The sequence below is a fragment of the uncultured Photobacterium sp. genome (genome assembly GCF_947502415.1).
Classification (GTDB): domain Bacteria; phylum Pseudomonadota; class Gammaproteobacteria; order Enterobacterales; family Vibrionaceae; genus Photobacterium.
Genome location: NZ_CANMZV010000015.1, coordinates 36,272 through 47,190, shown reverse-complemented (window position 1 = coordinate 47,190; position 10,919 = coordinate 36,272). Strand labels below are relative to the sequence as shown.

Here is a 10,919-nt window from a genome sequence, read left to right as displayed (position 1 = left end):
ATCGAATCCACAGCCTCCCTCTCTATCAAGGTGATCACAGTTCTTGGCCAGGTATGCCGTCGCCGGTCTTGATCCTTTATTTTGTAACAGCTTAGCTACTTGTCACAGCATAGCTGCTCGGCTGAGGTTCAAGCTTCATAAACAGAACAGGCACGCCCATCGCGGCCATCAGCCAAAACATATCCGCGCCCCATACGCCATACAACCAACCGCTCACAGCTGTCATCAGAGCCATGAATGCCCCCAGCGGCAAGGCGTTATAAAGCGCCTGCAATGCCACCACCTGGTTACTCTCAGCATTCTGGATATAGCGGATTGCTGCCAGATGTGCCGCCGCAAAGGTCACGCTATGGAGAGCCTGGGACAGCACCAGTACAGGCAATTCTGTCATCGTAGCTGTGATACCCCAACGCAACAGTACCCCCAGCGCAGCCAAACGGAACATCGCCGACACACTCCAGCCGGCAAACAACCGCTTACTGAAGGCAAAAAGCGCCACTTCGGCAACCACACTGAAACTCCACAGGTAACCGATCACCGCTTCGCTGTAGCCCACATCTTTCCAGTAAATCGCACTGAAACTGTAATAAGCAGCATGGCTGCCCTGCAATAAGGCTACAATAACGAGAAATTGCACCACCCGACTATCACGCATCATCTGCATCAGAGCTGGGCGCGCCTGATCATGTCCTTCCTCTGATATCGGCAAAATAGTCGGCTTACGCATAGAAAACAGCAAGGTAACCACCAAACCAGCCACCGCCACCCAAGGGATCACATCCGGATCATATTTGGCTGCCAGCATTCCGACCGCCGTCGAACCAGCAATAAAAGCAATTGAGCCCCAAAGGCGGGTTCGACCATAGTCTAAATGATCATCTTTGGCATAGTGATTTGCCAATGCATCAGAAAGCGGCACAATCGGGCCAACCAGAAGGTTAAAAACAATTGTGACAATAGTGAGCGCCCACAAACTACCTCCGCAGTAAATGAAAACAATGCAACTGATCAAGGCGGCAAAAGCCAGCCAGCGCAGCGCAGGGATTAAATGCTCAACCTTGTGAATGCGGGGCGTGATCACCAAATTTGCCAGACAGCGGACGGCAAGCCCAACCCCCAGCAACAAGCCTATATTTGAGGCACTTACCCCCAGATGGGCAAACCACAACGCCCAAAAAGGAAGATACACACCATAGTGGAAGAAAAAACCGAGCAGATACTGCGAGGTCCATCCATAGGGACTACTTCGAAACATGCCAAGTCCTATATGCAGAATGAAGAATAAAAAGAGCGCCTATTATGCCGAATCAGTCACGCCGCCCCAATGAAATTATCAGACAAATTTCCTTCCTCTTTTTCAGTTTTATGGGACAAAGCTAGACTAAAGTCGGCTGGAACTCGGCAGCATCCTGGGCGACACTGCCAGAGTTGGTAGCAAAACCGCTCCCGTCTGCGATGCAAATAACAACCGGAGGGTTGCCATGCCAGATACGTTTGATACCTCACTGCCCCCCTTTGACCGTCTCAATGACGAACAAAAGCACACCCTTCGGGAAGCACTGGATATCGCCTACTACCGCGGCGGCGATATTATCATCGAGGCAGAGGAGTCCTGCGCCCAGCTATATATCATCATCAAAGGTAGTGTAGAAGAAGTCTCAGCAGATAATCAGGATGTCTTCGCCCATTACACAGTCGATGACATGTTTGATGTCCGCTCCCAACTCGAACACCATAGCCGCCACCGTTATACCGCTCTGGAAGATACCTTGTGCTACCTGCTGCCCCGGGAAATCTTTGTCAGGCTCTACCAATCTAACGGGCAGTTTTCCGCCTATTTCGATAACAACCTGGCTCGGCGTCAGCAATTATTGGAAGACGCCCACCGGCAACAAAACCTGGCCGAGTTTATCCTGACCAAAGTCAATGATGACAATATCCAGCCCTGTCTGATCGTCCCGCACGACACCGACCTACGCACCGTCACCGAACAAATGCGCAACAAAGGTATGGATGTCGCTCTGGTCGAACTCAATACAGCTATCAGTAAAACCATCAATGCAACCAACCAATACGGTATCGTTACCCGCACTAATCTGCTCCATGCCGTAATGCTGGAAGCGCTGCCGGCATCAACCCCGGTAAACCAAATTGCGACCACTCCGGTAATCAGCGTCAATAAAGGGGACTTCCTGTTCAATGCCATGCTCGCGATGACCCGAAATAAGGTCAAACGAGTATCAGTGCAGAAAAATAACCGGGTTATCGGCATGTTGGATCTCACCCAGGTACTGAGCCTGTTTTCTACTCACTCCCATGTCCTGACATTACAGATCGCCCGCGCTAAAACCATCGAAGAGCTGGCTCTGGCTGCAAGTAGCCAGCATCGCCTGGTCGAAACCCTGTTCAACGATGGTATCCATACCCTTTTTGTCATGGATCTCATTGCCACAATCAACGAACAAATTATCGAAAAAGCCTTCCAGCTAGTCGTCCCACACTCTATGCACAATTACTGTTGCCTAGTCGTCATGGGCTCGGAAGGACGAGGAGAACAGATCCTTAAAACTGACCAGGACAACGCCCTCATTATCCAGGACGGCGTCGACTGGCCGGACTGCCAGAGGACGATGGAACAACTCACCCATACCTTGATCCAGCTCGGCTACCCGCGTTGCCCCGGAAAGGTAATGGTTAACAACCCCAAATGGGTCAAACACCAAAATGAGTGGCTGCACACCATCAGCGACAATGCCCGTATCGGCAACGAAAAGACCATGATGGAGCTGGCAATCCTGGCCGACAGCCATGCAGTCGCTGGCAACCACGGACTGCTTACCCCGGTAAAAGCCCAACTCCACCGACAGCTCAATGGACAGGAGCTATTGCTGGCCACCTTCACCCGGCCAGCACTGAAATTCAGTGTGCCGCTTACCCTGTTCGGCAAACTCAAGTCCGGCAAGGAAGGGGGGAATATCAAGCGCGGCGGGATTTTCCCCATCATCCATGGTATTCGCGCCCTTGCCCTGGAAAACAATATCGCCGACAACAATACCTTCCTGCGAATTAAACAACTTGAACAATGCAACGTTCTCGAACCCAGTACCGCCTCAAACCTCAGTGAAGCACTAAAGCTTTTTATTAAACTCCGGCTTCGACAGCAACTGAACCACCCACATCACGGCCTGCAACAACACCTCGACCTCAATGTACTCAGTCGTACCGAACGCGATTTGCTACGTCACAGCCTGCATGTGGTCAAAAAATTCAAGGAGTGGCTCGGCTACCACTACCAAATCAGGGATTAAAACTAAAAACGGAAAAACAAATTTTCATAAGCCAAAGGCAAAGTTATGATAAATACCTTACGACGATTGTGGTACAGACATAAGTTTACGCACAGCCCTTACCGCACCTTGTTTGATCGCTACCGGGGTGACGAGCTCGTCTCACTCGACTGCGAAACCACGAGCCTTGATCCAAAAAATGCCGAGCTGGTTACCATCGCCGCCACCCACATCAAGGCGAACCGGATCCTCACCAGCCAGTCTATCCACCTGACCCTGCAAGCTCCCGGCAGCCTTGACGCCAACTCGATTGCCATCCACCAGATCCGCCACCAGGATCTCGGTGAGGGGCTGGGCGAACAGCAAGCCCTGACAACATTGCTGGAATTCATTGGTAACCAGCCTCTGGTCGGGTATCACATTCGCTATGACAAGACCATTCTCGACCGCTACTTCCTGCGCCTGTTTGGCTTTGCCCTGCCCAACAAAACAGTTGAGGTCAGCCATCTGTATCATGAACGACTCGAGCGCCTGCTCCCCAATGCCTACTATGAACTGAGTTTGGAGGCCATCAGCCGCCACCTCGACCTCCCAATCCCACAACGCCATGATGCCCTTCAGGACGCAATTACCGCCGCGCTGATCTATGTCCGCTTGAAACATGGTGACATCCCGTCACTACGTTCCGCGTAAACCACCGACTCGGGTTACCGGCAACATTTTTATGCTTTTTTGAACTAAAACACCTCTTTTCCCCTTCGTTTCCCTTCAGTCATCCTAAAGTCTAATTGTGACTATTCGGAATCTGACAGAAGTTATTAATTACACACAACAAGAATCAGCCCGTCCGGAACGGACATTGACGGGAACACAAGGAGAAAAGAATGAGTGAGGTTCATATCTATCCGGTCTACAAGGAAATCGCTGCCAAGACCCATATCAACGACGAGCAGTACCGCGAAATGTACCAACAGTCCGTGATCAATCCGGAAGGATTCTGGCGCGAACACGGCAAGATTGTTGACTGGATCAAGCCTTTTACCAAGGTCAAAAACACCTCATTTGACACCGGCCACGTCAGTGTCAAATGGTTTGAAGACGGTAGCCTCAACGTCTCAGCCAACTGTATCGACCGCCACCTGGCTACCCGCGGCGACCAAACCGCAATAATCTGGGAAGGTGACGACCCAACCGACGATGCCACCCTGACCTACAACGAACTGTACGAGCAGGTTTGCCAGTTTTCCAATGCGCTAAAAAGCCAGGGCGTTCGCAAGGGCGATGTCGTCTGCCTCTACATGCCGATGGTTGCCGAAGCCGCTGTCGCCATGCTGGCCTGTACCCGAATCGGCGCCGTCCATACTATTGTATTCGGAGGCTTCTCACCGGAAGCCCTGGCTGGCCGTATCATCGATTCCGACGCCAAAGTAGTTCTCACCGCTGATGAAGGGGTCCGTGGCGGCCGCGCCGTACCATTGAAAAAGAACGTCGATGCCGCCCTTGCCAACAGTGAGGTCACCAGCGTTGAAAAAGTCATTGTCCTCAAGCGTACCGGCGACGAGGTCGAGTGGGATGACAACCGTGACGTCTGGTGGCACGATGCCACTGCCGTCGCCTCAACCCATTGCGAACCAGAACCGATGAACGCCGAAGATCCGATGTTCATCCTCTATACATCCGGCTCAACCGGCAAACCTAAAGGAGTGCTGCACACCACCGGCGGCTATCTGGTCTATACCACCATGACCTTCAAATATGTCTTCGACTACCAGGAAGGGGAAATCTACTGGTGTACCGCCGACGTCGGCTGGATCACCGGACACAGCTACCTGGTTTATGGTCCACTGGCGAATGGTGCAACCACCCTACTGTTTGAAGGGGTGCCCAATTACCCGTCGACCAGCCGCATGAGCGAAGTTGTCGACAAGCACAGCGTCAATATCCTCTATACCGCCCCAACAGCAATCCGTGCCCTGATGGCAAAAGGCAACCAGGCCATTGAAGGCACTCACCGCTCGACCCTGCGAATCTTAGGTTCGGTCGGCGAACCAATCAACCCGGAGGCCTGGGAGTGGTATCACCGCACCATCGGCAACAGCTTCTGCCCGATTGTCGATACCTGGTGGCAGACCGAAACCGGCGGCATCCTGATCTCCCCACTCCCCGGTGCTACCGAACTGAAACCCGGCTCAGCCACCCGCCCGTTCTTCGGCGTCCAGCCAGCCCTGGTCGATAACATGGGGAATATCCTTAATGGCGCTGCGGAAGGAAACCTGGTGATGATAGACTCCTGGCCGGGACAGATGCGCACGCTATGGGGCGATCATGAACGCTTCGAGCAAACCTACTTCTCAACCTTCCAAGGCATGTACTTCACCGGCGATGGTGCCCGCCGTGACGAAGACGGTTACTACTGGATCACCGGTCGGGTCGATGACGTACTGAATGTATCTGGCCACCGTATGGGAACGGCTGAAATCGAATCGGCCCTGGTCGCCTTCGACAAGATTGCCGAAGCCGCGATTGTCGGGGTGCCCCATGACATCAAAGGACAGGCAATCTACGCCTATATCACCCTTAACAACGGCGAAGTCCCGAGTGCCGAACTGCATAAAGAGGTCAAAGAATGGGTGCGCAAAGAAATCGGGCCAATCGCGACTCCAGACTTCCTGCACTGGACCGATGCCCTGCCTAAAACCCGTTCAGGCAAGATCATGCGCCGTATCCTACGTAAAATCGCCACCGGCGATACCAGCACTCTGGGCGATACCTCCACCCTGGCAGATCCAAGTGTGGTCGACAAACTGATCGCCGAAAAACAAAAAGTACTGTAACCAGCCATTGCTCCCAAGCCGCCTTCGGGCGGCTTTAACTTTTCTACTGTCCACATTAGCACGACTAACAAAATCAACGACTGGTTACAAAGTCATCGTGTCAGATCGCGTACTTTCTCAGCCAAACCGACTACACTAAAAAAGATTTTCTCTCCCAAACCAGACCGTTTCTACATTCAGAAATAGATAAAAACGGCACAGGGAATAAAAATCGCGAACTCTACTATAACTTGAAAATACCCGGCTGAACTCTACAGCTCACAGCCATCTAATGTAGTAACTCATTTATTACAGCGTACAACCGTCCACAAAAAATGTAGTGATTAGACCAGTATTTTGCTGCGATTTGCATTGAATTCTCTATAATTGCTCACCGAGCGTGTTTTGGCAGCTAAAATTGGGACACAAGGAAGCAAATTTGCAGTTTTCTGCAGATTGTTAGAGTAAAACGTCAAAAACAAGTGATTTAACGTCAAGATGTCGACCATTCAACGAATTTTACTGATCAACGGCCCTAACCTAAATTTATTGGGCCTCAGAGAGCCAGGCCACTATGGTCAACATACCCTGGCTCAAATTGTGACGAATTTAACTGCCAAAGCAACTGAGCTTGGTGTGACGCTTGAGCACATTCAGTCCAATGCAGAACATGAATTGATTGATGCTATCCATAATGCCCACGGCAAAGTGGATTTCATCATCATCAATCCGGCCGCCTTCACCCATACCAGTGTGGCGATCCGCGATGCTCTGCTCGGGGTCAACATCCCGTTTATTGAAGTGCACCTGTCCAATGTCCATGCCCGAGAGCCGTTCCGCCATCACTCTTACCTCTCAGACGTTGCCGTTGGGGTAATTTGCGGACTCGGCCAAGACGGTTATGAATTCGCCCTGCATGCAGCAGTTAGACGCCTGCAAGCAGAAAGCTAAATGAACAATAGAAAAGAGAAAGATAAATGGATATTCGTAAGATTAAAAAGCTAATTGAACTGGTTGAAGAGTCTGGTATCTCTGAACTTGAAATCTCTGAAGGCGAAGAGTCAGTACGTATCAGCCGTAACTCAGCTGTCGCAACAGTTGCAGCGCCTGCACAAGTAGTTGCAGCGGCTCCTGCGCCAGCAGCTCCTGCTCCAGCTCAAGCAGCCCCTGCAGAAGCACCAGCTGCGCCGGCAACACCTGCAGGCCACCAGGTTCTTTCTCCTATGGTCGGCACTTTCTACCGCGCACCTAGCCCTGAAGCAAAAGCTTTTGTTGAAGTTGGCCAGAGCGTCAATGTAGGTGATACGCTGTGCATCGTTGAAGCGATGAAAATGATGAACCAAATCGAAGCTGACAAAGCCGGTACAGTTGTTGCGATCCTTGCTGAAGATGGTGATGCAATCGAGTTTGACCAGCCTCTAGTTATCATCGAGTAACCGGGGCCGTGTATGTTAGATAAATTAGTTATCGCCAACCGAGGCGAAATCGCATTGCGTATCTTGCGTGCGTGTAAAGAACTCGGCATCAAAACTGTTGCTGTTCACTCAACCGCTGACCGCGATCTTAAGCACGTTCTTCTCGCTGACGAATCGATCTGTATTGGTCCGGCAAGAGGTACTGACAGTTACCTGAATATTCCTCGCATCATCAGCGCCGCTGAAATCACCGGTGCTGTAGCAATCCACCCAGGTTATGGCTTTCTGTCTGAAAATGCCGACTTTGCCGAGCAAGTAGAGCGTTCCGGCTTTATCTTCGTCGGTCCGAAAGCAGAAACCATCCGTATGATGGGTGACAAGGTTTCCGCGATCACGGCAATGAAAAAAGCTGGCGTTCCTTGTGTTCCAGGCTCTGACGGCCCGCTGGATGATGATGCAACGAAAAACAAATCCTTTGCTAAGCGCATCGGCTACCCGGTAATCATCAAGGCATCCGGTGGTGGCGGTGGTCGAGGAATGCGAGTTGTGCGTACCGAGTCTGACCTATCCGAAGCCATTGCGATGACCCGCGCTGAAGCAAAAGCCTGCTTTAACAATGATATGGTTTACATGGAGAAATTCCTGGAAAACCCTCGTCATATCGAAGTTCAGATTATCGCAGACGGCCAAGGCAACGCGATTCACCTTGGTGAGCGTGACTGCTCGATGCAGCGTCGCCACCAGAAAGTTGTAGAAGAAGCGCCGGCACCTGGCATTACCGAAGAGATGCGTAAGTACATTGGTGAGCGCTGTACCCGTGCCTGTATCGAGATCGGCTACCGCGGTGCCGGTACGTTCGAATTCTTGTATGAAAACGGTGAGTTCTACTTCATCGAAATGAACACCCGTATCCAGGTAGAGCACCCTGTGACAGAAATGGTTACCGGTGTCGATCTCATCAAAGAACAGCTGCGTGTTGCTGCAGGCCAGCCACTGTCATTCAGCCAGAATGACATCCAGCTTCGTGGCCATGCCATCGAGTGCCGTATTAACGCCGAAGATCCAGAGCGCTTTTTACCTTGCCCGGGCAAGATCGAGCGTTTCCACGCGCCAGGCGGCATGGGTATCCGTTGGGAATCCCATATCTACAGCGGCTACACCGTGCCTCCGCACTATGATTCCATGATCGGTAAACTGATTACCTTCGGTGAAAACCGTGATGTGGCCATTTCGCGTATGCGTAACGCCCTGGGCGAGATGATCATCGATGGCATCAAGACCAACGTTCCGCTACAGCAAGACATTATGACTGACGAACACTTCCAGCACGGTGGAGCAAACATCCACTACCTGGAGAAGAAACTCGGTCTGCAATAAATTTGCTTCCGATTAACACAAAAGGCTGCCTCGGCAGCCTTTTTTAGGTCAATGATGGCCAATTTGATGTGGTTTCTAGCGCTACCCTCTAAGTTTTGCCACAATACCCCACCTTTATTTGTATGAACATTACTCAATCTCAGTATTATCAATCACTTCTATGAGTAGTGTAGCTAAACGACTGGAGACTTCGGCATGAAGACGCTCTCTGCGCGTTATCGTCAGGCTCACAAAGAAGCCAAATGGGCGATAGGCCTGGCACTCGCCTATTTCATCTGGTGGTATTGCTCAGCCTATGCCTTTGCACCAAACAACGTCCACGAAGCCTTACCTGAGCTGTACTGGGGCTTCCCGCTCTGGTTCCTGCTGGCCTGCATCATTGGCCCGGTTATCTTTACCCTCCTGTGTGGCCTGATGGTGAAGTACATCTATCAGGATATGTCACTGGAAATCGAAAAGGACACGGCCGATGAATAACCAATTACTAATCCCACTGGTTCTGTATCTGGCCGCCGTGTTCGGACTGGCCTTCTTCACCCGTCGCCACCGCCACTCCGGCAACGGCTTCCTCAATGAATACCTGGTCGGCAACCGCAGCATGGGCGGCTTTGTTCTGGCCATGACGCTGGCCGCCACCTACGCCAGTGCCAGTTCGTTTATCGGCGGACCGGGCGCGGCCTACAAAATGGGGCTCGGCTGGGTATTGCTGGCAATGATCCAGCTGCCGGCTGCCTGGCTGACCCTAGGCGTCCTCGGCAAAAAATTCGCCATTGAAGCGCGCCGCCATAATGCCCTGACACTTAACGACATTCTCTATGCCCGCTACAAGAATCGGGCTGTAGTGATCTTTGCTTCGCTGGCCTTGCTGCTGGCTTTCTTCGGCACCATGGTTGTGCAATTTGTTGGTGGTGCCCGCCTGCTGCAAACCGTCACCGGGCTATCCTATTCTCACGGCCTGATGCTGTTCACCGTCACCGTCGGACTCTACACCACCATCGGTGGCTTCCGTGCAGTAGTGATGACCGACACTATTCAGGGCATCATGATGATCATCGGCACCATCGCCCTGCTGATCGGGATTGTTCATGCCGGCGGCAGCTTCGGTGAACTGGTCACCGAGCTGCACCAAATCAACCCGGAGCTGGTGACGCCTTTCGGGGCCAATCACTTCCTTTCCCAGCCATTTATGCTCAGCTTCTGGGTACTGGTCTGCTTCGGCGTCATAGGTCTGCCACATGCCGCCGTCCGCTGCATGTCGTACAAGTCCAGCAGCTCGCTGCACAAAGGAATGGTGATCAGCACCGCAATGGTAGCCTTCCTGATGCTAGGCATGCACCTGGCCGGTGCCCTGGGGCGTGCTATCGTGCCGGATATTGCCAGCCCGGACCAAATCATGCCGACCCTGATGATGACCGTGCTGCCGCCAGTAGTTGCCGGGGTATTCCTAGCCGGGCCAATGGCTGCAATCATGTCGACCATCGATTCTCAGTTGATCCAGGCTTCGGCTACCCTGCTCAAGGACCTGTACCTTAACTACATTAACCCGAAGGCAGCCGAAGGACCTGAAGCCGAATCGCGCTTGCCTAAGCTGTCGCTGTGGGTTACCGGTATCTTCTCAGCCCTGGTATTTATCGCCGCCACTAACCCACCGGATATGATCATCTGGCTCAACCTGCTTGCCTTTGGCGGTATGCAGGCCGTATTCCTGTGGCCACTAGTCCTTGGGCTTTACTGGGAAAAGGCCTCCGCTGCCGGAGCATTTGCCTCCATGGTTACCGGCCTGGTGTGTTATGCAGGCCTGTCTGTGGTTAAACCGGATCTCAGCGGAATGCACGCCATTGTCCCGACTTTAGCCTTAAGTTTGGTCACTTTTGTACTCGGCAGCCTGCTCAAACCTGTCGCAGCACCTAACCCGCAACATCAACTCTGATTCACCGCAAATCACGACAAGATAGCACCTCATGGTGCTATCTTTCTTTCTCTATCCTGCACCACGATTCCCCCGCCAGGCCGACGAAGTAGATGCG

Annotated in this window: 9 protein-coding genes; 8 read left to right on the top strand and 1 reads right to left on the bottom strand. The window is 52.3% G+C overall.

Translation table 11 applies throughout. From position 1 onward, the window contains the following. Nucleotides 1–91: 91 nt before the first annotated feature. The gene (locus tag Q0852_RS15785; RefSeq protein WP_299019548.1) at nt 92–1,255 is read right to left on the bottom strand and encodes a 3-phenylpropionate MFS transporter; all 1,164 of its coding nucleotides are present in this window, start codon (nt 1,253–1,255) and stop codon (nt 92–94) included. Between the two features lie 226 nt (nt 1,256–1,481). On the opposite strand from Q0852_RS15785, the gene Q0852_RS15780 reads away from it, so the two are divergent. The 8 genes from Q0852_RS15780 (at nt 1,482) to panF (ending at nt 10,822) form a co-directional block, all read left to right on the top strand. Beyond that, the gene (locus tag Q0852_RS15780; protein ID WP_299019546.1) at nt 1,482–3,308 is read left to right on the top strand and encodes a DUF294 nucleotidyltransferase-like domain-containing protein; all 1,827 of its coding nucleotides are present in this window, start codon (nt 1,482–1,484) and stop codon (nt 3,306–3,308) included. Nucleotides 3,309–3,356: 48 nt separating this feature from the next. Further along, nucleotides 3,357–3,980, top strand: coding sequence for a 3'-5' exonuclease (locus Q0852_RS15775; protein ID WP_299019654.1), 624 nt, complete (start codon nt 3,357–3,359; stop codon nt 3,978–3,980). A 191-nt stretch (nt 3,981–4,171) separates the two neighbouring features. Then, nucleotides 4,172–6,121 (top strand): acetate--CoA ligase, encoded by a 1,950-nt coding sequence (gene acs, locus Q0852_RS15770; RefSeq protein ID WP_299019544.1) that lies wholly within the window; start codon nt 4,172–4,174, stop codon nt 6,119–6,121. 477 nt (nt 6,122–6,598) lie between these two features. Beyond that, nucleotides 6,599–7,051, top strand: a complete 453-nt coding sequence (gene aroQ, locus Q0852_RS15765) for a type II 3-dehydroquinate dehydratase (protein ID WP_299019542.1) — start codon at nt 6,599–6,601, stop codon at nt 7,049–7,051. A 26-nt stretch (nt 7,052–7,077) separates the two neighbouring features. Next, on the top strand, nt 7,078–7,536 hold the full coding sequence (gene accB / locus Q0852_RS15760) for an acetyl-CoA carboxylase biotin carboxyl carrier protein (protein ID WP_299019540.1): 459 nt from the start codon (nt 7,078–7,080) through the stop codon (nt 7,534–7,536). A 12-nt stretch (nt 7,537–7,548) separates the two neighbouring features. Next, complete coding sequence (accC, locus tag Q0852_RS15755; protein ID WP_299019538.1) at nt 7,549–8,892, top strand: acetyl-CoA carboxylase biotin carboxylase subunit; 1,344 nt, start codon at nt 7,549–7,551, stop codon at nt 8,890–8,892. Between the two features lie 195 nt (nt 8,893–9,087). Then, entirely contained in the window at nt 9,088–9,369 is a 282-nt protein-coding gene (locus tag Q0852_RS15750; RefSeq protein WP_299019536.1) for a YhdT family protein, read from the top strand. Next, nucleotides 9,362–10,822 carry a sodium/pantothenate symporter gene (gene panF, locus Q0852_RS15745; RefSeq protein ID WP_299019534.1) on the top strand — a complete coding sequence of 487 codons (1,461 nt, stop codon included), beginning with the start codon at nt 9,362–9,364 and terminating at the stop codon, nt 10,820–10,822. The genes Q0852_RS15750 and panF overlap by 8 nt, the downstream gene beginning before the upstream one ends. Nucleotides 10,823–10,919: the final 97 nt, after the last annotated feature.